This window comes from Limimaricola cinnabarinus LL-001, from assembly GCF_000466965.1.
GTDB classification, from domain to species: Bacteria; Pseudomonadota; Alphaproteobacteria; order Rhodobacterales; family Rhodobacteraceae; genus Limimaricola; species Limimaricola cinnabarinus.
Genome location: NZ_BATB01000027.1, coordinates 1 through 26,309, shown reverse-complemented (window position 1 = coordinate 26,309; position 26,309 = coordinate 1). Strand labels below are relative to the sequence as shown.

The 26,309-nt window shown below is 68.1% G+C and carries 13 protein-coding genes, 3 pseudogenes and 1 riboswitch; of the genes and pseudogenes, 10 read left to right on the top strand and 6 right to left on the bottom strand.

All coding sequences use genetic code 11. The features are described 5' to 3' along the window. Nucleotides 1-241 precede the first annotated feature (241 nt). Together MBELCI_RS10415 and MBELCI_RS10410 are read left to right on the top strand one after the other, a co-directional pair. Nucleotides 242-814 carry a TRAP transporter small permease subunit gene (locus tag MBELCI_RS10415; protein ID WP_021694162.1) on the top strand — a complete coding sequence of 191 codons (573 nt, stop codon included), beginning with the start codon at nt 242-244 and terminating at the stop codon, nt 812-814. Nucleotide 815: 1 nt separating this feature from the next. Continuing rightward, complete coding sequence (locus tag MBELCI_RS10410; protein WP_021694161.1) at nt 816-2,201, top strand: TRAP transporter large permease; 1,386 nt, start codon at nt 816-818, stop codon at nt 2,199-2,201. An 80-nt stretch (nt 2,202-2,281) separates the two neighbouring features. Here MBELCI_RS10410 and MBELCI_RS10405 read toward each other — a convergent pair. After that, nucleotides 2,282-3,366 (bottom strand): annotated as a pseudogene (locus MBELCI_RS10405) (TRAP transporter substrate-binding protein). A gap of 203 nt (nt 3,367-3,569) precedes the next feature. Here MBELCI_RS10405 and MBELCI_RS22285 point away from each other — a divergent pair. The 3 genes from MBELCI_RS22285 (at nt 3,570) to MBELCI_RS10395 (ending at nt 9,869) form a co-directional block, all read left to right on the top strand. Then, nucleotides 3,570-7,169 carry a DUF4011 domain-containing protein gene (locus tag MBELCI_RS22285; RefSeq protein WP_021694158.1) on the top strand — a complete coding sequence of 1,200 codons (3,600 nt, stop codon included), beginning with the start codon at nt 3,570-3,572 and terminating at the stop codon, nt 7,167-7,169. Beyond that, nucleotides 7,093-8,718 (top strand): PDDEXK-like endonuclease domain-containing protein, encoded by a 1,626-nt coding sequence (locus MBELCI_RS21625; RefSeq protein ID WP_369385432.1) that lies wholly within the window; start codon nt 7,093-7,095, stop codon nt 8,716-8,718. Before MBELCI_RS22285 ends, MBELCI_RS21625 begins: the two co-directional genes overlap by 77 nt. A gap of 179 nt (nt 8,719-8,897) precedes the next feature. Then, a complete protein-coding gene (locus MBELCI_RS10395) occupies nt 8,898-9,869 on the top strand; it encodes a DMT family transporter (protein ID WP_021694156.1) in 972 nt (323 codons plus the stop codon). A gap of 111 nt (nt 9,870-9,980) precedes the next feature. Here the strand turns inward: MBELCI_RS10395 and thiC are convergent. The 5 genes and pseudogenes from thiC to MBELCI_RS10370 form a co-directional block, all read right to left on the bottom strand. Next, a pseudogene (thiC, locus tag MBELCI_RS10390) lies at nt 9,981-11,791 on the bottom strand (phosphomethylpyrimidine synthase ThiC). An 81-nt stretch (nt 11,792-11,872) separates the two neighbouring features. Next, nucleotides 11,873-12,001: riboswitch (TPP riboswitch) on the bottom strand. 41 nt (nt 12,002-12,042) lie between these two features. Beyond that, a complete protein-coding gene (gene malQ / locus MBELCI_RS10385; protein WP_021694154.1) occupies nt 12,043-13,854 on the bottom strand; it encodes a 4-alpha-glucanotransferase in 1,812 nt (603 codons plus the stop codon). Between the two features lie 85 nt (nt 13,855-13,939). Beyond that, nucleotides 13,940-16,162, bottom strand: coding sequence for a 1,4-alpha-glucan branching protein GlgB (glgB, locus tag MBELCI_RS10380; RefSeq protein ID WP_021694153.1), 2,223 nt, complete (start codon nt 16,160-16,162; stop codon nt 13,940-13,942). Then, nucleotides 16,159-19,440, bottom strand: coding sequence for a maltose alpha-D-glucosyltransferase (treS, locus tag MBELCI_RS10375; RefSeq protein ID WP_021694152.1), 3,282 nt, complete (start codon nt 19,438-19,440; stop codon nt 16,159-16,161). The genes glgB and treS overlap by 4 nt, the downstream gene beginning before the upstream one ends. Next, nucleotides 19,440-21,410, bottom strand: a complete 1,971-nt coding sequence (locus MBELCI_RS10370) for an alpha-1,4-glucan--maltose-1-phosphate maltosyltransferase (protein WP_045320009.1) — start codon at nt 21,408-21,410, stop codon at nt 19,440-19,442. The genes treS and MBELCI_RS10370 overlap by 1 nt, the downstream gene beginning before the upstream one ends. A 259-nt stretch (nt 21,411-21,669) precedes the next feature. Here MBELCI_RS10370 and osmF point away from each other — a divergent pair. The 5 genes and pseudogenes from osmF (at nt 21,670) to MBELCI_RS10345 (ending at nt 26,154) form a co-directional block, all read left to right on the top strand. Further along, nucleotides 21,670-22,580 (top strand): annotated as a pseudogene (gene osmF, locus MBELCI_RS10365) (glycine betaine ABC transporter substrate-binding protein OsmF). Nucleotides 22,581-22,599: 19 nt separating this feature from the next. Beyond that, nucleotides 22,600-23,748, top strand: coding sequence for an ABC transporter permease (locus tag MBELCI_RS10360; protein ID WP_021694149.1), 1,149 nt, complete (start codon nt 22,600-22,602; stop codon nt 23,746-23,748). Further along, on the top strand, nt 23,745-24,692 hold the full coding sequence (locus MBELCI_RS10355) for an ABC transporter ATP-binding protein (RefSeq protein WP_021694148.1): 948 nt from the start codon (nt 23,745-23,747) through the stop codon (nt 24,690-24,692). The genes MBELCI_RS10360 and MBELCI_RS10355 overlap by 4 nt, the downstream gene beginning before the upstream one ends. Then, on the top strand, nt 24,689-25,417 hold the full coding sequence (locus tag MBELCI_RS10350; RefSeq protein ID WP_045320005.1) for an ABC transporter permease: 729 nt from the start codon (nt 24,689-24,691) through the stop codon (nt 25,415-25,417). Before MBELCI_RS10355 ends, MBELCI_RS10350 begins: the two co-directional genes overlap by 4 nt. 161 nt (nt 25,418-25,578) lie before the next feature. Then, nucleotides 25,579-26,154: a L,D-transpeptidase gene (locus tag MBELCI_RS10345; RefSeq protein ID WP_021694146.1), complete on the top strand. Its 576-nt coding sequence runs from the start codon at nt 25,579-25,581 to the stop codon at nt 26,152-26,154. The last annotated feature ends 155 nt before the right edge of the window (nt 26,155-26,309 follow it).

Here is a 26,309-nt window from a genome sequence, read left to right as displayed (position 1 = left end):
CGCCTCCGTTTCTCCCCGGGCGGTTTGAATGAAGGCTAGGCAGCGGGCGGGGCGGCTGTCAACTGCGGGCTCGCGGATCGTGCCGCAGACGCGAGGTCAAGGCCATCTTGCGTGGAATTTCGGCAGGCAATGCCAAGAGTCCGGGCGATTTTTCCGATGCCGCACTGCATCGGGGCGTTGCGAGGCAAGGCTCTGGCGTGTCATGACGTCGCGCAATGGAACGCCCACGAGGGAGGGAAGGATGCGCGCGCTTGCGGCGGTCGTCACCGCCATATCGGCCCTGAACCGGATCATAGGCCACGTCTTCTCCTGGCTCGCGCTGGGGATCGTCGTGGTCTGCTTTACCGTGGTGGTGCAGCGCTACGTCTTCGCCGTCAGCTATGTCTGGATGCAGGACCTCTACATCTGGCTCAACGGCGCGATGTTCACCGCCGTGGCCGGGTTCGCGCTCTTGCGCGACGACCATGTGCGCGTCGACATCTTCTACCGTCCCGCTTCGATCCCGCGAAAGGCGCTGATCGACCTGATCGGCGTGGCGGTGTTCCTGCTGCCCTTCTGCGTGATCGTCTATCTCTACGCGATGCCCTTCGTGCAGCGCAGCTGGGGCTATCAGGAGGGGTCGGCCAATGTCGGCGGCATGCCGGGGCTGTTCATCCTCAAGAGCTTCATCATCGCATTCGCGGTGCTGGTCGGGCTTCAGGGCCTCGCCATGGCGGGCCGGGCGATCCTGACGCTGGCGGGGCGCGACGGGATGCTGCCCGAACGCCTGCGCTACACCCTCAAAGCCGATCACTTGACCGAGGCAGCCGAATAACATGGACCTGACACTCATCGGAGAGATCCTGTCGGGTCTCATGTTCTTCGGCATCATCGGCTTTCTGATGCTGGGCTTTCCCGTGGCCTTCACGCTGGCGGGCGTGTCGTTGCTGTTCGGGCTTGCAGGCTGGGCGATCGGCGTGTTCGACCCGTCGAATTTCGGCAGCCTGCCAAGCCGTTACATCGGCTTCATGACCAGCGAGGTGCTGGTCGCGGTGCCGTTGTTCATCTTTATGGGGGTGATGCTGGAGCGGTCGCGCATCGCCGAGCAGCTCCTGCTCACCATGTCAAAGCTCTTTGGCAACCTGCGCGGCGGCCTCGGCCTGTCGGTGGTGATCGTCGGCGCCATGCTCGCGGCCTCGACCGGCGTGGTCGGCGCCACGGTGGTCACCATGGGCCTCATCTCGCTGCCCGCGATGCTGCGCGCGGGCTATGACCCCAAGCTCGCCACCGGCGTGATCTGCTCTTCGGGCACGCTGGGCCAGATCATTCCGCCCTCGACGGTGCTGATCTTCATGGGCGACATGCTGTCGGGCATCAACTCGCAGGTGCAGATGGAGAAGGGCAATTTCGCGCCCACCCCGGTTTCGGTCGGCGATCTCTTCGCCGGCGCGCTGCTGCCGGGCGTGATGCTGGTGGGGCTCTATTCTCTGTGGATCATCTTCAAGGCGATCACCGATCCCGAAAGCTGCCCCGCGACGCCGGTGCCGCTCTCGGAAAAGCGCGGGTTGTTCAAGGAGGTGCTGGTCGCGCTGCTGCCGCCGCTCCTGCTGATCATGGCGGTGCTCGGCTCGATCCTGGGCGGCGTGGCGACACCGACCGAAGCCGCTTCTGTCGGCGCAGTGGGCGCGATCCTCCTTGCGGCGCTGCGCTGGCGCCTGTCCTTCCGGGTGCTGCACGAAACCGTCGTGGCCACGGCGACCATCACCTCCATGGTGTTCGTGATCCTGTTCGGGGCCTCGGTCTTCTCGATCGTGTTCCGGCTGATGGGCGGCGACAACCTCGTGCACGAGTTCCTGTCGAACCTTCCGGGCGGGGCCTATGCGGCGGTCATCGTCGTGATGGCGATCATGTTCGTGCTGGGCTTCATCCTCGACACCTTCGAGATCATCTTCATCGTGATCCCGATCACCGCGCCGATACTGCTGGCGCTCGACATCGACCCGATCTGGCTCGGCGTGCTGGTGGGGATGAACCTGCAGACCTCGTTCCTGACGCCGCCCTTCGGCTTCGCGCTGTTCTACCTGCGCGGCGTGGCCCCCGACAGCCTGCCGACCTCGGCGATCTATCGCGGCATCATCCCCTTCGTGGTGCTGCAATTGATCGGCATCGCGCTGCTCTTCGCCTTTCCGGGCATCGTGACCTGGCTGCCGACGGTGCTGTAACAAGCGCAAAGCCGATCAGACAGAACGAAAAAGCCCGGATCTTTCGATCCGGGCTTTCTCTTTTTCCGACGGGGTCGGGATCACATCTCGAAATACTGCTCGCGCGCGCGGATGAAGTTGGCGTCGGCGGTCTGCGCCTTGGTGCGCAGCAGCTTCAGAGACTCGATAAAGCTCTCGGTGGTGCGCTTGGTCAGGTCGTCGCCGCTGTCGCGCAGTTCGCCCAGAACCTCCTTCGATGCCTCGGCCGCGGCCTCGAGAACCTCTTCGGGGAACTGGCGCACCTGCACGCCATGCTCGTTCACCAGCGTGTTGAGCGCGCGCGGATCGTTGGCGGCAAAGTCCGAGGCGACCATGTCGTACTCGGCCTGCGATACGTCGCGGATGATCGCCTGCAGGTCCTCGGGCAACTCGGAGTACTTGGCCTTGTCGACCACCAGCTCGGTGGCGAGGCCCGGCTCCACGAAGGAGGGGAAGTAGTAGTTCTTGGCGACCTGATGGAAGCCCAGCGCAAGGTCGTTGTAGGGGCCGACGAACTCGGCCGCATCAAGCGTGCCCGACTGCAACGCCTGAAAGATCTCGCCCGCGGCCATGTTGGTCGCTGTAACGCCGAGCTTTTCCCACACGCGGCCGCCAAGGCCCGGAGTGCGGAAGCGCAGGCCGCTGAGGCTGTCGAGACCGGTGACCTCCTCGCGGAACCAGCCGCCGGCCTGCGTGCCGGTGTTGCCCGACAGGAAGCCTTGCACGCCGAACTGGTCATAGACCTCGTCCCAGAGCTCCTGACCGCCCATGTGGCGCATCCAGCCCGCCAGCTCGGTCGAGGTCATGCCGTAGGGCACGCCGGTGAAGAAGTTCAGCGCCGAGGACTTGTTCTGCCAGTAATAGGCGGCCGAATGCGACATCTCGGCGGTGCCGTCGATCACCGCGTCGAGCGATTGCAGCGGCGGCACAAGCTCGCCCGCCGAATAGACCTGGATCGTCAGTCGGCCGCCCGAGGCGGCGGTGATCCGGTCGCGAGACGCTGCGCGCCCACGCCGAGACCCGGAAAGTTCTTGGGCCAGGTGGTGACCATGCGCCAGGTGATGTTGCCCTGCGCGACGGCCGGTGCGGCCAATGCGGCCGCGCCTGCGCCGAGACCGGCCTTGGTGATGAACGAACGACGATCCACGCGTCTCTCCCTGTTCTGTCTTCTGTCTTGCGTCCCGCACCCCTCCCGGAAGCGGGCCCTCGGGCGAGATAAATCCATGCGTGGGGGGCTTGTCCAGCCTCTCGCGCGTGTCACGCATCGGCGGCGGCCTGCCGGAAAGCGCCGAGGCTGTTGACGGCAAAGGGCAAATGGATTCATGTCCGCCCGAGCGCAGGAGAGAACGGATGACGAACCCAGACAGCCAGCTGCCCGCCGTTCCGCCGCGCATCTCGATCGAGATCGACGCCGTGGCGCGGCTCGGATTTGCCAGCGCGCAGGCGCGCACGGCGGTGATCCGGTCGCTGGCGCTCGAACATGCGGGCGCGGCGATCGCGGGGGCGGAGCTGCATCTTTGGTCAGAACCGGCAGTGGCCCGGCCCCGGCATTGGGCGATCGATCGCCTCGCGCCGGGCGAGCGGCTGGAGATCGCCGATCTCGCGGTCGTGCTCGATCCCGCGCGCCTCGCTACCTTGGAGACGTCGGAGCCCGCGATGCTGCGGCTGGAGCTGCGGCAGGGCGGACGGGTCCTGGCCCGCGCCGAGCGCGCTGTTACGCTTCTGGCGCGCGAGGAATGGGGGGGCTTGGGCGAGATGGCGCATCTGCTGCCCGCCTTCGTGCGACCCGACGCCGCCGTCACGTCGGGGCTGGTCGAGGCGGCGGCGGCGCTTCTGAACCAAGCGGGGCAGGGCGCGCCCGACGGCTACCGCTCGGGCGATGCGGGCCGGGCCTGGATGCAGGCGGCGGCGATCTGGTCGGCGGCATCGGGCTGGGGTCTGCGCAGTGCCGTGGCGGGGGGCGGCGTGGCGGCGCGGGGACAGGTGCTGCGCGCGCCGCACCGCATCCGCGCCGAACGTCTGGCGACCCCGCTCGACGCGGCCCTGCTGTTGGCGGCAGGGGCCGAGGCGCTGGGCCTGAACCCTATGGTGGCCTTTGCCCAAGGGCGGGTCTGGTGCGGCGTCTGGCTCCTCGACCGCGATCTCGGCCGCGTGGTCGAACCCGACGCCGTGGCGCTGCGCAAAGCCATCGCCGCGCGCGAACTTCTCGTACTCGACCCCGAGCTTCTGGGGCAGGGCGCGGGGTTCGAAGCGGCGGTGATGGCGGGCCGGGCGCTTGGCGACGAGGCGAGCGAAGCGGGCTTCATCGCGGCGATCGACATGGCGGCGGCGCGCGCGGCTGGCATCCTGCCGCTGCGCGATACCGCGCTCGACCCCGCCCCCGCGGCGGGCGAGGCCAAGTCCCCACCTCTGCCCATGGCCCCCGGCGCCGCCGACCTGCCGGTCTCCGAAATCGAGGAGATCCCGGACACGCCGGAGGGCCGGATCGAGCGTTGGCAGCGCAAGCTGCTCGATCTGTCGTTGCGCAACCGGCTCCTGAACTTTCGCGACGGGCGCGGTTCGGTGCCGTTTCTGTGCACCGACATGGCGGCCTTTGAGGACCGCCTCGCGGGCGGAGCGAGCGCGACCCCCGTGGCGATGGAGGAGGCCGAGAGCCTGCCCGCCGAGGAGATCGCCCGGCGCGCCGCCCAAGCGCAGGAGCGCGGCCGCCTCGCCTCGCCGCTTCCGGTCGCCGATCTGCAGTCGCGCCTTGTGGCGCTTCATCGTCGTGCCCGCAGCGACCTGCAGGAGGGCGGCACCAACACGCTGTTCCTCGCCGCGGGCTTCCTGCGCTGGCGACGCGAAGGCGAGGACCGGGCCTACCGCGCGCCGCTCTTGCTGATCCCGGCGCGGCTCGAGCGGCGCTCGGCCAAGGCCGAGTTCCGCATCACCCATCTCGAGGACGAGGTGCGCATCAACGCGACGCTGCTCGAATTCCTGCGCCGCGATTTCGCGCTGTCGGTGCCCGGTCTCGACGGCGAGCTGCCGCGCGACGACAGCGGCATCGACCTCGCGCGGATCTTCGACCTCGTCCGCCTCGCGGTGCGCGAGATGCCCGGCTTCGAGGTGATCGAGGATCTGGCCCTCTCGACGTTTTCCTTTGCCAAGTTCCTGATGTGGGAGGATCTCGTCGCGCGCGAGGCGGCGCTGCGCGACAGCCCGCTGGTACGCCACCTTCTCGACGGGCCCGAGACGGCCTATCCCCAGCCCGACCTGCCGGTGATCGCGCCGCGCGATCTCGACCGGGCGCTGGCACCCGCCGATCTGGTGACCCCGCTGCCCGCCGACAGCAGCCAGCTCGCCGCCGTGGCGGCGGCGGCGCAGGGGCGCGACTTTGTGCTCATCGGCCCGCCGGGCACGGGCAAGAGCCAGACCATCGCCAACATCATCGCGCAGGTGCTGTCGCAGGGGCGGACCGTGCTCTTCGTGGCCGAGAAGGCCGCCGCTCTCGATGTGGTGCATCGCCGTCTTGCGGGCTGCGGTCTGGGCGACGCCTGCCTTGAGTTGCATTCGAGCAAGACCGACCGCGCCTCGGTGCTGGCGCAGCTCGGACGCGGCTGGGACCGCGCAGCGGCAGGCGAGGAAGCCGACTGGATCGAGGTGACCGAGGATTTGCGCCTCACCCGCGACCAGCTCAACGCCTATGTCGCGGCGCTGCACCGCAAGGGGACACAGGGGTTTTCGGTCTTCGAGGCGATCGGACGGGTGGCGGCGGGCGGGCCGCCGTTCCGCCTCGTTTTTCCGGACGCCAACGCTCATGACGCCGCCAGCTACGCGCGGCTGCGCGACATGGCGTGCGATCTGGAGCGTCTGGCCAAGGTCGCGGGGTCCGCCGCGCCGGTGGAGCTGCTGGCGGGGGCGGAGTGGTCCTTCGACTGGCAGGAGCGGTTCTTGGGCGCGGCACGGGACCTGGCGCAGGCGGCGCGTGGGCAGGGCCGGGCGCTGGGCACCTTGTGCGACCGGCTCGGCCTCGCCCCGGAGGCGGCCCGCATGTCGGCGCGGCGCGACCTGTTTCTGCGCCTCGCTCCGCTGGCGGCAGAGGACGCGCCGGACCTGTCGCCGCTTCCCGACCTGCCGCTCGCGGAGCTCGACCGCGCGCTGCAAACCCGCCGTGAGGCCGAGGCGGCGATGGCGCAGGCGCGCGAACGGCTCGCCGCCGACTACCCGCAGGACGCCGACGCCCGCATCGACGTCGCGGCGCTCGACGCCGACTGGCGCGCCGCCGAGGCCGGGGTCTGGCCATTCTCGGCGCTGGCGCGGAGACGGGTGCGGGGCGTCCTGCAAAGCCATGTGCGCTCCGGCACCGTCGATCCCGGCGGCGATCTCGATGCGCTGCACCGGCTCGCCCGGTCGCGGGCGGCGCGCGATGCCTCGCCGCTGGCACGGTTGCCGGGCGAGGGGATCGAGGCCCTGATCGCGGCGCGGCGCGCGCTTGAGACGGCGCTGACCGCGCTCGCGGGGGAGGGGGCGGGGCCCGAGCGGCTGGGCGCGGCGCGGGCCGAACTGAGCCAGCCGGGCGCAGGCCCGCTGCGCATGGCGCTCGCGGCGCTCGGCTCCGCGCAGGCGGAGATGGCGATGGCCAGCGAGGCCTTCGAGGGCTTGGGCGGGCAGGTCCCCGAGGCCACGTCCCCCGCCCGATCTGGCCAAGGGGCTGGAGGCGCTGGAGACCCGGGCCGCACGGCTGGCGGACTGGACCCGCTGGGTGGCGCTGCGCGCCCGCGCCGATGCGGCGGGCCTGGGACCGTTGATCGCGGCGATCGAGGCGGGGCGACTCGACCGGCCCGCGCGCACCGCCTTCGAGGCTGCCTATGCCGCATGGTGGCTGCCGCGCGCGATGGATGCCGAGCCGCTGCTGCGCGATTTCGCGCATTGGGCGCAGGACGATCTCGTGGCTCGGTTCCGCATGCTTGACGACCGCGCCGCCGCTCTCGCACCCGGTGAGGCGCTGCGCCGGATCGGCGGCGACCTGCCGCCCCGCGACGCGGTGCCGCGCGCCTCCGAGTTGGGGCTCCTGCGCCATCAACTGGGCCTCAAGCGGCCCTCGATGCCGATCAGGCAGCTCTTGGGCCAGATGCCCGAAAGCCTGCCGCGCCTCGCGCCCTGCGTGCTGATGTCGCCGCTCTCGGTGGCGCAATATCTCCCCGCCGGTCAGCCCGCCTTTGACGTGGTGATCTTCGACGAGGCGAGCCAGATCACCACTTGGGACGCCATCGGTGCCATCGCGCGTGGGCGGCAGGCGATCGTCGTGGGCGATCCGAAACAGCTGCCGCCAACCAACTTCTTCGGCCGCTCCGAAGAGGACGACGAAGAAGAGGAGGACGGCTTCGCGCTGCGTGACATGCCCTCGATCCTCGACGAGGTGGCGGCTTCGGGCGTGCCGGTGCGGCGGCTCGACTGGCACTACCGCTCGCGCGACGAGGCGCTGATCGCATTTTCGAACCATTTCTACTACGATGGCGGCCTCGTCACCTTCCCGTCGCCGGGCACGGGACGCAAGGCGATCACCCTGCACCGGGTCGACGGGCGCTATGGCCGGGGCAAGGGCCGTACCAACATCGAGGAGGCGCGCGCCGTGGTGGCGCTGATCCGCGAAAGGCTCATGGCGGCGCTGGCGCAGCCCGAACCCGCGCGCCACAGCATCGGCGTCATCACCTTCAACGGCGATCAGCAGGCGCTCATCCTCGACCAGCTCGACGCGATGCGCCGCGAGACGCCAGAGCTGGAGTGGTTCTTCGACGAGGCGCGCGACGAGCCGCTGATCGTCAAGAACCTTGAGAACATCCAAGGCGACGAGCGCGACGTGATGCTGTTCTCGGTCACTTTCGGGCCGGACCTTGCGGGGAAGCTGTCGATGAATTTCGGCGCGCTCAACGCCGAGGGCGGGGAGCGGCGGCTCAATGTGGCGATCACGCGGGCGCGGCGCGAGCTGCACGTCTTCGCCTCGCTCGGGGCCGACCAGATCGATCTTGGCCGCAGCCGCGCCCGCGGAGTCGCCGATCTCAAGGCGTTCCTCGATTACGCCGATCGCGGCGCGGTGGCGCTGCCCGCACGCGACACGGGCAGCCTCGGCCCGGCCGAGAATCCGTTCGAGGAGGCGGTGGCGCGCGCACTCGAGGCCAAGGGCTGGGAGGTGCGCTGCCAGATCGGCGTCTCGGGCTACCGCATCGATCTCGCGGTGGTGCATCCGGACCGGGGCGGCGCCTATCTTGCCGGTGTCGAATGCGACGGGGCGAGCTATCATTCGGCGGCCACCGCGCGGGATCGCGACCGGGTGCGTCAGGCGGTGCTCGAAGGCCTCGGATGGCGCATCGAGCGGGTCTGGTCGACCGACTGGTTCCGCGCGCCCGCCCATGTGGCCGAGCGGCTCGACAACCGGCTGCGCGAGGTGCTGGCCGTCGACCGCGCACGGCGCGAGACCGCGCGGCCGCGCCGCCTGTCGCTTCCCGCACCGGGAGAGTGAGGCGCGCCGATGCGGTGAGACTTGACCGGCCAAGGCAGGCTCACTAGCCCTGTGGCATGGCCGGTCACGGGGCCGACGATGGCGTCGTCCGGGCCTGCGGCCATCTCATCATTTTCGTCCCGGACGCCCGGACGGTCGTGCCCCGCTGCGAGGCGGCGCGCGCATGTTGGGAGACGCCCATGATCAGACCCCGCACCAAGAGCCCGGTCGTCCCCGCCCGCCGCACCGATCACGGCCCCGCAGGCACCGGCATCGCGTTGATGATCGTCGCCATGGCGCTGTTGCCGGTGGGCGACACGCTGGCCAAGCTGCTCACCGGGGCGATGCCGCCCGCCGAGGTGGTGCTGTGGCGCTTCGGCTTCCAAAGCGCGACCCTCGCGGCGCTGGCGCTCATCCTGCGGCACCGGTTGCGGGGCGCGATGTTTTCGCCTGTGCTGGTGCTGTCGGGGCTGTGCTCGGTGGTCACCATGACCGGCCTCGTCGGCGCCTTTGCGGTGATGCCGATCGCCACAGCCATCGCGATCTTCTTCGTGGAGCCGCTGATCCTCGTGCTGCTGGCGGCACCTCTCTTGGGCGAAAAGGTTGGACCCCGCCGCTATGCTGCCGTCGCGGTCGGCTTCGTCGGGGCGCTGGTGGTGATCCGGCCGGGCTTCGAAGGTTTTACCCCGGCGGCGCTGCTGCCTTTGATGGCGGCGACCGGCTACGCGCTCAACGCGGTGATCCTGCGCAGCGCCTCGGCCTCACGCTCGGCGCTGACGATCCAGACCGGGGCCACGCTCTACGCGGCGCTGATCGCGCTGGGCCTGTTCGGGGTGATGGCACTGACCGGCGGGTCGGGCCTCGTTGCGCCCTCAGCCCCCGGCTGGGTCTGGGGGGTGCTGCCGCTGGCCGGGCTGGTGTCGGCTGCGACCTTCCTTTTGATTGCCGAGGCGTTCCGCCGCTCCGAGGCGGGGCTCTTGGCGCCGTTCCAGTATCTCGAAATCGTCGGCGCGGTGCTGCTCGGCTATCTGGTGTTCGGTGACCTGCCGGACATGGCCACGGTGCTCGGCACCGCGATCATCCTCGGCTCGGGCGGCTATGTGGTGCATCGCGAGCGGGCCGCCGCCCGGGGCGGCGGGGGCCGCGCCGAAGCTCTCGCGCCGCAGGGCTAGGGTCGAACGGCGGGTAAGGGGTCATGCCCCCACCCGCCGTTCCCCGCACTCGTCAACCGGTCAATTGGCAAATGCCTCTGCGACGCCGATCCATGCCGGTCCCGCGCGCCCTCAGGCGTCGGTCTCGGGCAGATAGAGCGCGCCGCTCTCGCGGAACTTCTCGGCCATCTTCGCCATGCCCTCCTTCTGGGCCTCGGACCGGATGTCGTGGCTGATCCGCATGGAGCAGAACTTGGGCCCGCACATGGAGCAGAAATGTGCCGTCTTGTGGGCGTCCTTGGGGAGTGTCTCGTCATGCATCGAGCGCGCCGTGTCGGGATCGAGCGCGAGGTTGAACTGATCCTCCCAGCGGAACTCGAAGCGCGCGCGTGACAGCGCGTCGTCGCGGATCTGCGCGCCCGGATGCCCCTTGGCGAGATCGGCGGCATGGGCCGCGATCTTGTAGGTGATGACGCCGGTCTTCACGTCGTCGCGGTCGGGCAGACCCAGATGCTCCTTGGGCGTGACATAGCACAGCATCGCGCAGCCGAACCAACCGATCATCGCCGCACCGATGCCGCTGGTGATGTGGTCGTAGCCCGGCGCGATGTCGGTAGTGAGCGGCCCCAGCGTGTAGAAGGGCGCCTCGTCGCAGCACTCGAGTTGCTTGTCCATGTTCTCCTTGATCTTGTGCATGGCCACGTGGCCGGGACCCTCGATCATCACCTGGCAGTCGTGCTTCCATGCGATCTGGGTCAGCTCTCCCAGCGTTTCCAACTCGGCGAACTGCGCCGCGTCGTTGGCGTCGGCGATCGAGCCGGGGCGCAGCCCGTCGCCCAAGGAGAACGACACGTCGTAGCGGCGGCAGATCGCGCAGATCTCCTCGAAATGCTCGTAGAGAAAGCTTTCGCGGTGATGGTGCAGGCACCATTTGGCCATGATCGATCCGCCGCGGCTGACGATGCCCGTGACCCGGTCGATGGTAAGCGGCACGTGATGCAGCCTGAGCCCGGCATGGATGGTGAAATAATCGACACCCTGTTCGGCCTGCTCGATCAGCGTGTCGCGGAACACCTCCCAGGTCAGGTCCTCGGCAATGCCGCCGACCTTTTCGAGCGCCTGATAGAGCGGCACCGTGCCGATCGGCACCGGGGAGTTGCGCAAGATCCAGTCGCGGATATCGTGGATGTCGCGGCCCGTGGAAAGGTCCATGACCGTGTCGGCGCCCCAGCGCGTGGCCCAGACCATCTTCTCGACCTCCTCCTCCATCGAGGAGGTGACGGCCGAATTGCCGATATTGGCGTTGATCTTCACGAGGAAGTTGCGGCCGATGATCATCGGCTCGAGCTCGGGGTGGTTGATGTTGGCGGGAATGATGGCGCGGCCCCGCGCGATTTCATCGCGCACGAATTCGGGCGTCACGTGGTCCGGGATCGCCGCGCCGAAGCTTTCGCCGTCGCGCGGTCTGGCGAGGGCGGCGTCGCGGCCCATGTTCTCGCGGATCGCGACATATTCCATTTCGGGTGTGACGATGCCGCGCGGGCATAGGCAAGCTGGGTGACGGGGCGGTCGCCCGTCGCACGGCGCGGCGCATGGGCGCGCGGGAAGGGGCGCAGCTTGCCGCTGGCCCCGTCGCGCCCGTTATCCTCGGGTCGGATGCGGCGGCCCTCATAGGTCTCGGTGTCGCCACGCGCATCAATCCATGCCTCGCGCGGGCGGGGCAGGCCCGTGGCGGTGTCGATCGCGGCCTCGGCGTCGGTATAGGGGCCGGAGGCATCATAGACGCGCACGTTCGGCTCGCCCGCGCTGGGATGGAGCGCGATCTCGCGCATCGGCACACGGATATCGGGATGCAGGGTTCCGGCCTTCCAGACCTTGGTGGAGGCGGGGAGCGGACCGGTGGTCACGCGGGGCAGTTCGGGCGGAGTGGTGTTGATCGTCATGCGGCGTCCTCTCGCGGCGGTGACGATCCAGAACGACAGCGGGGGTGGAGAAGCGGCGAGAAAGACGGGAGACCCCGAAAGCCCAACAGCCGCGCACCGTCCCTACGCCAGTATGAACTGGATCAGGTTCGAAGGGTCTGCGCGCGCGTGGGCCTTTCGGCCTCGCCAGCGATATCTCAGCCCCTTGCCGGGGCCCCCCTGGTGAAGTGCCCGCACCCTGCAGGGGCGGGGCCTTGGCTGTCAAGCGGGGATCAGCCGCGCGGCCGCTCCCGGCGCATCATCGCGGTCACGGCGCGGAAATCGGGATGGGTCGCGATCTGCGACAGATCGAGCGGCGCGCGGGGCCGCCAGTTGGGATACTCGTCCACCGTGCCGGGCATGTTGGTGGGCGCCTTGGGCCCGACCATGTCCGCCAGCCGTATCCCGACCAGCGCCGCGCGGGTGCGCGCGAGGTAGCGGTGCGCCGCGACCAGTACCTCCTGCGGCATCTCCTTTTGCCGGGGCAACCGTCCCCTGAGCGCGCCCGTCTTGCGCATCGCATCCAGCAACGCGCGGCGTTCGCCCGCCCGTCCGGCTGCATGGGCATCGCTGTCTTCCGCGCCAACGAGCCCCAGTTCGCGGCGCAGCTCGATATCCTCGCCCGCCCACCAGCGTTCGAGCACCGGCAGGTCGTGGGTCGAAAGGCACGCCAGCGCCGTGGGGCGGTATTCCTCGGGGCGTTTGAAGCGGTCGCCGTCCTTCTCGAAGTAGAGGATCGAATAGGACAGGATGTTGGCCGCCTGCATCGCCTCGCGAAAGCCCGGCGGCACGAAGCCCAGATCCTCGCCGATCACCACCGCCTCGCGCTCCTGGCTTTCCTTTGCCAGAACGCGCAGCAGGTCGGTGAAGGGATAGCGCAGATGCGCGCCCGCGCTGGCGGGCTCCCCGTCGGGGATGAGGAACAGTTGCCACAGCGCCATCGCATGATCGATGCGCAGCGCCCCCGCATGCGCGAGCTGCGCGCCGATCATGTCACGGAACGGGGCGAAATCGAGCTGGCGCAGCGTGCCGGGGTTGAAGGCCGAGAGGCCCCAATACTGGCCGTCGGCGGCAAAGACATCGGGCGGCGCGCCGACGGCGAGGCCGGTCATCTGAACCTCGCCGCTGCCCCAGCTTGCCGAGCCGTCGGGCGCTTCGCCCACCGCGAGGTCGAGATAGAGGCCGATGCGCATTCCGGCGTCCACGGCACAGGCCATGGCCGCGTCAAGCTGGCGCGTTGCCTGCCATTGCAGCCACAGGTGAAAGCGGACCTCGTCGGCGTTGTCATCGGCGAAACCCGCGACCTGCGCGCTCTCGACATCACGCAGCGCCTCGGGCCAGCCATGCCAGCCCGAGCCGTGGCCCTCGGCCGCCATGGCGAGCGAGAGCGCCTCGAACAACGCGTGACGGCGCAGCGGCTCGCCACCCTCCCTTACGAAGGCGTCGAAATCCGCCTCGTCGCCGTCGAAGGGCTTGCGCGCGAAGGCCGCGCGCAGGGCGTCGAGTTTGGCGGGCACCACCGCGTCGTAATCCACCAGATCGCCCGCGCGCAGGGCTTCGGCGTCGATGTCGCCCGGCTCGTGCCCCACGAGATCGTCGAGCGCGATATAGACCGGGCTGAGAAAGCTGCGGGTCGAGGGAAAGAAGGGACTGCGGCGCGTCGGATCGGCGAGGAACAGCGCGTGTAGCGGGTTCACCCCGAGGAAATCCGCCCCGGCCCGGCCCGCGATGCGCGCCATCTCGGCCAGGTCGCGAAAATCGCCGATGCCGTGGTTGCGCTCCGAGCGCAGCTCGTAGAGCTGGCAGAACAGGCCCCATCCCGGCGCGTCCTCGATCCAGCCGGGCAGGTGGCACACCCCGTCCTTAGGCACGACCATTTCCTGCGGCGCGGCGGGACCGCTCACCGGGCCGTCGGGATCGACGCCGATCTTGCGCAGGATCAGGCGCAGCGTCGCCTCGGGCACGGGGCGCATGCCCTCGCCATGCGGGTCTTCGTATTCGGTGGTGATCCCGTGGTGGCGGCAGAGATCGGCGAGGTCGGTCATGCGGACTCCGAAAAATTGGGCCGGGACAGCGCCCGGCCCGTGGTCGGGAGGGGGGCGGGCCGGAAAGACCGCCCCCGAAGGGGGTTCAGCGATTTGGAACGAGGATCATCGTCGCCAGCGGCGGCAGGCGCAGCGACAGCGACACCGACCGCCCGTGGCATTCCTCCTGACGGCTCTCGATCTTGCCCTTGTTGACCACGCCGGAGCCGCCATAGGCCTCGTCATCGGTGTTCAGAAGCTCGACCCAATCGCCGCCCTCGGGCACGCCGATGCGGTAATCCTCGCGCGCCACGGGCGTCATGTTGGAGATCACGAGAACCGGGCGCGTGCCGCTGTCGGCGCGGCGCAAAAAGGCGAAGATCGATCGCTGGTCATCGGCCCCGTCGACCCATTCGAAGCCCGCCGGATCGCAATCGAGCGCGTGCAGCGCCTTCTCGTCGCGATAAAGCCCGTTGAGATCGCGCACGAGGCTCTGCGTGCCCTTGTGCTTGTCGTCTTCGAGCAGGTGCCAGTCGAGCGAGATGTCGTGGTTCCACTCGCGCTCCTGACCGAACTCGCAGCCCATGAACAGAAGCTTCTTGCCCGGATGGGTCCACATGAAGCCCAGATAGGCGCGCAGATTCGCGAATTTCTGCCAGCGGTCGCCCGGCATCTTGTTCAGGAGCGATCCCTTGCCGTGCACCACCTCGTCATGGCTGATCGGCAGCACGAAGTTCTCGGACCAGGCGTAGTGGATCGAGAAGGTCATCTGGTTGTGATGATACTTCCGATTGATCGGGTCCTCCTGGATGTAGGACAGCGAGTCGTGCATCCAGCCCATGTTCCACTTGAAGTCGAAGCCCAGACCGCCCTGATCGACGGGACGGCTGACACCCGGAAAGGCGGTGCTTTCCTCGGCGATGGACGCGGCCCCCGGCGTGCGCGCCAACACCTGCGTGTTGGTGCCCTTGAGAAACTCGATCGCGTCGAGGTTTTCGCGGCCGCCATACTGGTTGGGGATCCACTCTCCTTCCTTGCGCGAGTAATCTAGGTAAAGCATCGACGCGACCGCATCCACGCGCAGCGCGTCGATATGGTACTTGTCGAGCCAGAAGGTGCCCGAGCAGCGCAGGAAGTTCGCCACCTCGTTGCGCCCGAAATTGTAGATCAGCGTGTTCCAGTCCTGATGGAAGCCCTGCCGCGGATCGGCGTGCTCGTAGAGCGCGGTGCCGTCGAAATTGGCGAGGCCATGCGCGTCGGTCGGGAAATGCGCGGGCACCCAGTCGACGATGACGCCGATCCCGGCCTGATGCAGCCGGTCGACCATGGCGGCAAACTGCTCTGGCGTGCCATAGCGCGAGGTGGGCGCGAAGAGGCCCACGGGCTGATAGCCCCACGATCCGGTAAAGGGATGCTCGGAGACCGGCATGAACTCCACATGGGTGAAGTTCATGTCCTGCAGGTAATCGACCAGCAGCCCGCCAATGACGTCGTAATCGAGCACTTCGCCATCGGAGCCGCGCCGCCAAGAGCCCAAATGCACCTCGTAGATCGAGACCGGCTTGTCATGCAACGAACCCTTGGAACGGCTCTCCATCCACGCGTCGTCCTGCCAGTCATGCTTGTGCATGCCATGCACGATCGAGCCGGTGGCGGGGGGCTGCTCCTGACGGAACGACATCGGATCGGCCTTGAGCGGCTGCAGGTCGCCATGCGCGCCGACGATCTCGAATTTGTAGAGATCCCCGACGGAGAGGTTCGGCACGAACAATTCCCACAGCCCTGCGCCGAAACGGCGGCGCAGCGGGTGGCGGCGGCCATCCCATGCGTTGAAATGGCCGACGACGCTGACGCGGCGGGCATTGGGGGCCCAGACCGCGAAGATGACGCCCTGGACGCCCTCATGTTCGATCGGATGCGCGCCGAGACGCTTCCACAGTTCCTCGTGGCGGCCTTCGGCGACGAGGTATTCGTCCATCTCGCCCAGCACCGGCGTGAACCGGTAGGGGTCGTCGCGCTCCCACTCGTGGCTGCCCGCCTTCATGCGCAGCCGGTAGGGCGTGCCGAATTCAAAGCCATCGGGCAGCTCGCCCCAGAACACGCCTTCGGGGTTCACGCGGGTCAGCGGCGCGATCTGTGTGCCCTCGGGCGTGATCGCCACCACTTCGGCGGCGTCGGGGGCAAAGACGGTAAGGCCCATCGCCCCGGCCTCGGTCCGGTGCGGCCCGAGCAGTTCGAACGGGTCGCCCATGCGGCCGCGGATGATCGCCTCCACACGCGCGGCGTCGGGGGCCGATGCGGGCTTGGTATCGCTCGCGTTGGTCGTCATTGGGTATCCTTTTCGTCGATCAGGGCGAGCAGGCCGCTCAGCGGAATGTCCACCCATGCGGGGCGGCTGGCAAGCTCGTAACCCACTTCGTAGATGGCTTTCTGGATCAGGAAGAGATCCAGAAGTGCCGCGGTGAAGTCCGGGTCGGTGGGGTGCGCCGGGCTGCCGGCGATCACCTCGTCATAGGCGGCCATGAAATCGCGCACGGCGCCCTCGTGCCAATCGCGGATCAGCGTCTCGGCTTCCTCGCCATCGGTGCCCGAGCTTTCGGCCCAGCGCAGCGCCGATTGCGCGGCGTAATCGAGCGAGCGCAGCATGCCCGCCACGTCGCGCAGCGCCGAGGATTTGGCGCGGCGTTCGTCGAGCGTGCGGCGCGGCTCGCCTTCGAAGTCGATGATCATGACATCGTTCTGCGCCATCAGAACCTGCCCGAGATGATAGTCGCCATGGATGCGCGTGCGCTGCCCGGACGGTGTCATCCGCGACACCGCGTCGATCCGAGAGATCAGGCGATCGCGCCGATCGAGGATCTGGCGGGCATGCTCGGCGGCGCGTTCGGGCAGGCCGGTCATACCCTGAAGCCGGTCGAGCGTGGCCACGGTCTCGACCCGCACCTCGTCGCAGATCGCCGTGAGATCGGCGCGCGTCAGCGGCTCGGCGGCGAAGGCCGGGTCATCACTCGGATGCGCCAGCGCCCGGTGCATTCCGGCGGTGCGCCGGCCCAGCGCCTCGGCGACGCCGAGTGCGGGGAGGTAGGGCGGAGCCTCGTCCTCGCTGCCGGTGGCCGCGTCTTGCAAATGCCGATCAAGCGCGTTGGTCAGCGCGCCCCAGGCGTCGCCCTGATTGGCGACATAGGCGAAGGCCGCGCCGAGCGACGTGGCCTCGGACCCGTCGGGACGCAGCGCGATTTCGCCCAGGAAGGCAGGGGTGCCGTCGAAGCCCGCGACATCGGTGAGGAAGCGCGCCACTTCTATGTCGGGCTGGACGCCCGCGCGCAGGCGGCGATAAACCTTGAGGATCACCTTGTCCGAGAAAGCCACCGTGGCGTTGGACTGCTCCACATTGAGGAGCCGCGGCTCGCCCGGATCCTCGATCTCGGCCATGGCGGCGCTGGGCGTGAAGACCAGACGACCGCGCGGGGTGTCGGTCTCAAAACCGTCGCGCAGGGCCGTGAGCATCTCGCCCATCAGTGTCTCGTCGACGGTGCCGTCGATCAGGCCGCCGACATTGGGGCCCTTGCGCAGCTTGGCCATGGTGTAGCCCAACGTCGAGGAACCGAAGGACACGCTGTCCTCGCCCCAGACCGACGCCAGCGGCAGCAGGTAGTGCTGCGTGTCGCCGCCGACTTCGACCTCAATCAGGCCGAGCGCGCCGTTGCCGCCGATCTCGGCCAGAGGCTCGATGCCGACACGGGAAATGCGTTCGTCCTTGGCCGCGAACCAGCGCTGGAGGGGAAGGAACTTGGGCAGCACGTCAGACCCAAGAAGCCGCCCGTCGCGCCCCGAGATGGCCGAGGAGACGCGCCCGTCACGGGTGGTGAGGGTCACGAATTCCGGCAGGATCTGCTGCGGCGCATGGTGCCAGGCCGGGGCCTGATCCTCGTCGGCGAGCAGGAACCAGTAGAAGCCGTAGGAGGGCAGGGTGATGAGATAGGGAAGCGCTCCGATCGGCGGGAAGGCCGAATGGCCGGTCAGCTCGATCGGCACGCGGCCCTGATAGGCCGAGAGGTCGATCTCGACCGCCTGCGCCGCGCGCCCCAGATTGGCCACGCAGAGCACGCTTTCGCCCTCATGCTCGCGGATATAGGCGAGCACGCGGCGGTTCGATGGATAGAGCAGCTTCATCTCGCCGCGCCCGAACACCGTGTGGTTCGAGCGGACCTGCACCATGCGGCGCATCCAGTTCAGAAGCGACGAGGGGTCCTTGGACTGGCTCTCGACGTTGAGCGCCTGAAACCCATAGATCGAATCCTGAATCGTGGGCAGATAGAGCCGCTGCGGATCGGCCTGACTGAAGCCCGCGTTGCGGTCGGGCGACCACTGCATCGGCGTGCGCACGCCGTCGCGATCCCCGAGATAGATGTTGTCGCCCATGCCGATCTCGTCGCCATAATAGAGGATCGGCGTGCCGGGCATAGACATCAGCAGCGAGTTCAGAAGCTCGATCTTGCGCCGGTCGTTCTGCATGAGCGGCGCGAGGCGGCGGCGGATGCCCATGTTGATGCGCGCGCGCTTGTCGCTGGCATAGGTGTCCCAGAGGTAATCCCGCTCCCTGTCGGTCACCATTTCGAGCGTCAGCTCGTCATGGTTGCGCAGGAATATCGCCCATTGGCAATCCTCGGGGATGTCGGGCGTCTGGCGGATGATGTCGGTGATCGGGTGCCGGTCCTCCTGCGCCACCGCCATGTACATGCGCGGCATCAGCGGGAAGTGGAAGCCCATGTGGCATTCGTCGCCATCGCCGAAATAGGGGCGCGTGTCCTCGGGCCACTGGTTGGCTTCGGCCAGAAGCATCTTGTCGGGGTAATGCGCATCGAGGTCGGCGCGGATCGCCTTCAGCACGTCATGGGTTTCGGGCAGGTTCTCGTTGTTGGTGCCGTCGCGCTCCACGAGATAGGGGATCGCGTCGAGCCGAAGCCCGTCGACCCCCATGTCGAGCCAGAAATGCATGACGCGCAGCACTTCCTTCAGAACCTCAGGGTTGTCGAAGTTGAGGTCGGGCTGGTGGCTGAAGAAACGGTGCCAGAAATATTGCCCGGCTACCGGGTCCCAGGTCCAGTTCGACGGCTCGGTGTCGGTGAAGATGATCCGTGTCTCGGGCCATTTGCCGTCATCGTCGGACCAGACATAGAAATCCCGCTCGGGGCTGCCCGCGGGGGCGTTTCGGGCGCGCTGGAACCATTCGTGCTGGTCCGAGGTGTGGTTGATCACCAGTTCGGTGATCACCCGCAGCCCGCGCTTGTGAGCCTCGGCCACAAAGGCGCGGAATTGATCCATGTCGCCGTATTGCGGGTTGATCTCGGTGTATTCCTGAATGTCGTAGCCGTCGTCGCGCAGCGGCGATGGGTAGAAGGGCAGCAGCCAGATCGCGGTCGCGCCCAGCTCCTGCACATGGTCGAGCCGGCTCATCAGCCCGGCGAAATCGCCCATGCCGTCGCCGTTGCTGTCCTGATAGGCCTTGACGTGAAGCTGGTAGATGACCGCGTCCTTGTACCAGTCGCGCTGGCTGGTATCGATCGCGTCCGTCTGAGCGGCGGGGGTGGTTGCGTGGTCTTCCATCAGTCTCTCGCTCCTCCCGGCGGGATAAGTCGCCAGATCGCATAGGGCCGGGTTTCGGGATCGAGCGTCAGCCGATGTTCCTTGCCATGCCAAGTGAAATGATTGCCTTGCACGGCGTCCTGCACCTCGATTGACGCCTCGTCGGGCAGGCCGAAGCGCCACAAGGGCAGGTCGAAGCCGAACTCGCGCCCGGCATGCGGGTCGAGCAGCACGTGAAACAGCAGATAGCTGTCGGCGGCCTTGTCGAAGCGGCCATAGCACAGCACCGCGTCGTCACGCGCGTCGAAGAACTCCAGATTGGTGAAGTCGCGCATCGCCGCGTGCTTGCGCCGGATCCGGTTCATCAGGCGGATGTCGTCCTTGATGTGGCCCTCGCGGTCGAAGTCCCAGTCGCGGATCTCGTATTTCTCGCTGTCGAGATACTCCTCCTTGCCGGGGATCGGCCGCCCATCGCAGATCTCGAAGCCGTTGTAGACGCCGTAATTGCCCGCGAGCGTCGCCGCGAGCGCGAGGCGGATGCGGTGGCTGGCGCGACCCGAACCCTGAAGGAAGAACGGGTTGATGTCGGGCGTGTTGACGAAGAAGTTCGGCCGCATGTAGTGGCGGCATTCCTCGGTGGTCAGCTCGGTCAGGTACTCGGTCAGCTCGGTCTTGGTGTTGCGCCAGGTGAAGTAGCTGTAGCTCTGGTTGTAGCCCAGCTTGGCGAGGCGCTTCATCATCTTGGGCCGGGTGAAGGCCTCGGACAGGAACACCGCACCCGGATGCTTGGCCCGCACCTCGTCGAGAACCCATTCCCAGAACGGGAAAGGCTTGGTGTGTGGGTTGTCGACCCGGAACATCCCCACGCCATGATCGGCCCAGTAGAGAAACATGTCGCGTATCGCCTCCCAGAAGGGGGCGTTGGGGCTGCCATCTTCGAGGTAGTAGCGGAAGTTGACGATGTCCTCGTACTTCTTGGGCGGGTTTTCGGCATAGGCGATGGAGCCGTCGGGCCGCCATTCGAACCAGTCGGGGTGCTCCTTGATCCACGGGTGATCGGGCGAGGCATTGAGCGCGATGTCGAGCGCGATCTCGAGCCCATGCCCGCGCGCCTCGCGCACCAGCGCGTCGAAATCCTCGATGGTGCCGAGCTCGGGGTGGATCGCGGTGTGCCCGCCTTCCTCCGAGCCGATGGCATAAGGGGAGCCCACGTCGTCGGGGCCGGGGGTCAGCGTGTTGTTGCGCCCCTTGCGGTTGGTGCGCCCGATCGGGTGGATCGGGGTGAAGTAGAGCACGTCGAAGCCCAGATCCTGCACATAGGGCAGGCGGTCGATCACGTCGCGGAACGTGCCGTGGCGCAGCCCCGGTGCCGCCGAGCGCGGGAACATCTCGTACCACGCCGAGAACGCCGCTGCCTCGCGGTCGGCAAAGACGGCAAGGTCGCGCTCGTAGCGGGTGAGGCCATAGCGGCGGCCCTCGCGGGTCATCACCGCAAGCGTGTCCTCGTTCATCAGGATGCCGAGACGGTCTTCGGTGCTGCCGTGGTTCGTGGCATGCACGAGGCTTTCGAGCGCCGCGCGCCCTTCGCCCTCGGGGGCATGATCGCGCGAATTGGCGATGAGGCGATGGCCCATCTCGGTTTCGACATCGACATTGAGCCCGGCCGCGACCTTTTTGGCCGTGTCCTTGCGCCAGCCGAGGAAGTCGTCCTTCCAGCCGATCAGCGTGTAGCGGTAAAGCGCGTTCTCGGGCGGGGTGAAACGCCCCTCCCAGCGGTCATTGACCAGAAACTCCATCGGCACTTCGTGAATCTGGCTCGATCCTTGGCGCCACCAGATGAGCGCGGCACGGATCGTGTCGTGGCCCTCGCCGAAGATGTCGGCCCTGACCGTGAAGGGACGCCCAGCCACGCATTTCGCGGCAAAACGCCCGCCGTCGATTTCCGGATCGATCCCTTCGATGCAGATGCGGGATGCGGCCAGAACCTGCATCTCGCGCGCGCTGTCGCCGACAGCGGGGCCCGTCTCGGCCGGGCGCAGCCTTTCGTCTTGCATGAACCAAGGTCCCTCTTCTTGGTTGTGTTCGAAGATCCAACCGCGCCGCGCGCCGCTTGTTCCGGACGTGTTGTCAGGATCGATAGCTGAAGGCGACGTTTTCCCTTGATGCGCGGCGCACTGCACCTACCCTAGCGGGACGTCGCTGCCGCAAGGCGCGGAAGTGGCCGGTTTCATTTGCACAAAGGGTTCCGCCATGCGTTCCACCCCGTTTTTCGCCGTCACCTTCGCCACCGCGCTGGGCGTCGGCGGCTTCGCCTCGGCCGAGGTCGTCGTCGGCTCCAAGATCGACACCGAAGGGGCGCTCTTGGGCAACATGATCAAGCTGGTGCTTGAGGATGCGGGGCTGGAGGTCGAGGATCGCATCGGGCTCGGGGCGACGCCGATCGTGCGTCAGGCGATCACCGGCGGGGAGATCGACCTCTATCCCGAATATACCGGCAATGGTGCCTTCTTCTTCGATCAGACGGATTCGGATGTCTGGCGCGACGCGCAGAAGGGTTTCGACGAGGTGTCGCGCCTCGACGCCGAGGCCAACGACATCGTCTGGCTGACGCCCGCGCCCGCAAACAACACATGGGCCATCGCCCTGCGCGCGGATCTGGCCCAGGAAAACGAGCTTGAGACCATGTCCGACATGGGGCGCTACATCTCCGAAGGCGGCACCGTGACGCTGGCGGCGAGCTCCGAATTCGTGAATTCCGACGCCGCGCTGCCCGCCTTTCAGGAGGCCTACGGCTTCGAGCTTCCCAACGAGCAACTGGTGATCCTGTCAGGCGGCGACACGGCCGCGACGATCCGCGCCGCAGCCGAACAGATCGACGGGGCCAACGCCGCGATGGTCTATGGCACCGATGGCGCGATCGCCGAGGTGGGCCTCAAGGTCATGGAGGATGACAAGTCGGTGCAGCCGGTCTACGAGCCCGCGCCGATCATCCGCCGCGAGGCGCTCGAGGAGAACCCCGAAATTGAGGAGCTGTTGAAGCCGGTCTTCGAGGGGCTCGATCTCGAAACGCTGCAATCGCTCACGCCCGCATCCAGCTCGGTGGCGAGAATGCCGCGGACGTGGCGCGCGATCACCTGACGCAGGCGGGGCTGCTCGACTGATCGGGCGGGGCGAGCCGAGGTGAAGAACGCGTCCCGGCGGTCGGCGGCGGTCTATGCGCTGCCGGCGCTCGCTGGCCTGGCGCTGCTGCCATTCTTGGATTTTCGCGCCAACCGCATCGTCAGTGGCGAAGGCGTCATGCTTTGGGCCCCCGAGGGCGGATCGCTCTTGGGCGCGGCGACGCTCGCGACGCTGATCCTCGGGACCGTCCTCATCGGCGCGCAGCTCGGGCGTTTCGTCGCGGCGCTCGCGGCGCTGGCGCTGCTCTTGTGGCTCGCGGGGCAGGGGGCCGCGACGCTCTCGGCCGAGGCCCCGGAATTCGCGCGGATCTCGCTCGGCGGCGGATTCTGGATCGCGGCGGCCTTCGCGGCGCTCGCCGCCGCTGACGCGGTGGCACGGCTGTCGCTGGGAGCGTTGGTGCGGATCGTGGCGCTGGCGCTGCCGGCGCTGGGCTTTGGGCTGGCACTGCGCGGGGGGCTCTTCGACGACCTTTCGATCCTGCGCGAATACGCCGCCAATCGCGACGTGTTCGACGCCGCACTGGGCGGGCACATGAGGCTGGTGCTGGGGAGCCTGATCCCGGCGCTCCTGATCGGCCTGCCGCTGGGCTGGCTGTGTTTTTCGAGCCGCCGCGCCCGCACGGTGGTCCTGCCCGTGCTCAACCTGCTCCAGACCACGCCGAGCATCGCCATGTTCGGCCTGCTCATGGTCCCTCTGGGGGCGCTGTCGCGCGCGGTGCCTGCCTTGCGCGACTGGGGTGTGGGTGGCATCGGCGCGGCACCCGCCATCGTGGCGCTGGCGCTCTACGCGCTCCTGCCGATCGTCGCCAACACCTATGCGGGCCTCGTCGGCGTGCCCGAGACGATGCGCGACGCCGGGCGCGGTATGGGCATGTCACGCGCGCGCCTCTTGGCGCGGGTCGAGCTGCCGCTCGCCGCGCCGGTGATCCTGACCGGCATCCGCATCGTAGTGGTGCAGAACATCGGCCTCGCGGCAGTGGCGGCGCTGATCGGCGGCGGCGGCTTTGGCACGCTGGTGTTTCGCGGCATGGGGCAGGCGGCGATGGATCTGGTCCTCTTGGGCACGCTGCCGATCGTGGCGCTCGCGATCCTCGCGAGCCTGATGTTCGACGCCATCATCGAGACGACCAGACGGGGAGGGGCGAGATGATACGGGTCACCGGACTGACCAAGCGCTTTGACGGCGCGACCGCCGTGAACAGCCTCGATTTCGAGGTCGAGCGCGGCGAGGTGCTGGCCCTCGTCGGCACCTCCGGCTGTGGCAAGTCGACGACGCTGCGCATGCTCAACCGGCTGATCGAGCCGGATGAGGGGCGCATCGAGATCGACGGGCGCGACGCGCGCGAGGTGTCGCCGGACGCGCTGCGGCGGGGCATCGGCTACGTGATCCAGGGGGTGGGGCTGTTCCCGCACTGGACCGTGGCGCAGAACATCGGCACCGTGCCTCGGCTCTTGCGCTGGGACCGGGGGCGGGTGCGGGCGCGGGTCGAAGAGCTTTTGGATCTGTTCGGCCTCGAAGCCTCCGAATACGCCGACAAGTATCCCTCCGAGCTTTCGGGTGGACAACAACAGCGCGTCGGCGTCGCCCGCGCCATGGCCGCCGAGCCCGCGATGCTGCTCATGGACGAGCCGTTCGGCGCGCTCGACCCGGTGACGCGCGGCCGCCTTCAGGACGAGTTCACGGCGATCCGCCAAAGGCGCGGCATCACCGCGATCCTCGTCACGCATGACATGGACGAGGCGTTCCGCCTCGCCGACCGGATCGCGGTGATGGATGCGGGCCGGATCCTGCAGATCGACACGCCCGAACGCCTGCTGCGCGGCCCGCGCGAAGGCTTCGTGCGACAGTTCGTCGGCCTCGACGACCGGGCCTTGCGGATCCTGTCGTTGCACCGCGTCTCCGAGCTGTCGCGCCCGGCCGCCGACGCCCCGGCCCCGGCACAGTGGGTCGCCCCCGGCGACACGCTGCGCGAGGCGGCGTCGCGGCTGATCTGGGAGGCGGGCGACAGCCTCGCCGTGGTCGAGAATGGTCGCGTGACCGCCGAAATCCACGCCGCCGATATCTGGCGCATCGGCGCGAGGGGCGAGGCTTGAGCCGCGGCGCACTCGCCTTGCTGGTGGCGCTGGCGCTCTTTGCGGCGCTGGTGCTCTGGCCGGGGCTGATGACGCCGCTGCTGCGCCTCGTGGCCGAGCCGGGACAAGCGCTACTCTACGACCGGCAACCGATCCGCGTGCTCGTGGCGTGGCATCTGGCCCTGGTCGGGGCTGCGGGGGTCGTGGCCTCCGTGGTGGGCATGACGCTGGGGGTTCTGGTGACGCGGCCCCGCGGGGCCGAGTTCATGACGTTGGCGCGGATGGCCTCGAACCTCGGCCAGACCTTTCCGCCCATCGCGGTGCTCGCCGTCGCGGTGCCTCTTTTGGGCTTCGGCTTCGAGCCGACCTTCCTCGCACTTTGCGCCTACGGGCTCCTGCCGGTGTTCGAGAACACGGTCGCGGGGCTGCGCGGCGTCCCCGCCCCGGTGCGCGAGGCGGCGCGCGGCATGGGTCTCGCCTGTTCGGCGCGGCTCTGGCGGGTCGAGCTGCCGCTTGCCGCGCCGGTGATCCTGACCGGGCTGCGGCTGTCGACGGTGGTGAACATCGGCACCGCCACGATCGGCAGCACCGTCGGCGCGGTGGGTCTGGGCGAGGTGATCATCGCCGGCCTGCAATCGGGCAACACCGCCTTCGTGCTGCAGGGCGCGTTGCTCGTGGCGCTCATGGCGATCTGCGCCGATCTGGCGCTCCGGGGGCTTGAGCGGCGGATGTCGCGGGCGGGCTGACGCCGGGTTGATGAGCGAAAGGTTGTCTCGGAACCGGGTCCGTGCCAGATCGGACAGGGAAGGGGGCGGGGCGACCGCTATGCCATGCGCGCCCCGTAATTTTGCACGGTCGCAGGAACTTCGACCCGGTCCTGCCGATTTGCTTGCCGGAGGCACTGAACATGATTGACAGACGATATTTTCTCGCATCGGGCGCGGCCCTTGGCATCTTCGGCAGCGGGGCCGTGGCCCACGAATCCGGTGATGCGGCGCAGCTCCCCGAAAGGTTTCAGCCGCGGCTCGTGCCGATCCCTTCCACGATGAATCCCGGCGAGATCCATGTCGACCCCAACCGCTTCGCACTTTATTGGACCCTGCCGGGCGGCGAGGCGATGCGCTATTCGGTCGGTGTCGGCCGCGAGGGCCTCTACGAGACGGGCGTGTTCCGCATCGGCGCCAAGAAGGAATGGCCGAGCTGGACGCCGACGCCCGACATGATCGCCCGCGAGCCCGAGAAGTACAAACAGTACGAGGACGGCATGGAAGGCGGCCCCGACAACCCGCTGGGCGCCCGCGCGCTTTACCTCTTCGACGGCACGCGCGACACGTTCTTGCGGATCCATGGTACCAACGCGCCCTCCACCATCGGCACCGCCGTGTCGAATGGCTGCGCCCGGCTGGTGAACGATCACATCATCGAGTTCTATCCCGAGGTTCCGATGGAGACGAAGGTGTTCCTCTATCCCAAGCTCACCTGATCCCATCAGGTATGACTGCCAAGCGCCCCGGTCACCCCGACCGGGGCGTTTGCGCATCTGGGGGCAGGGGCGGGGCAAGAAATTTGCCCTGAAGTGAAAAAACCTCTTGCGCACCCAGATCCCTCGCCGTAGAAGGCCCCTCACCGGCGGCGCAG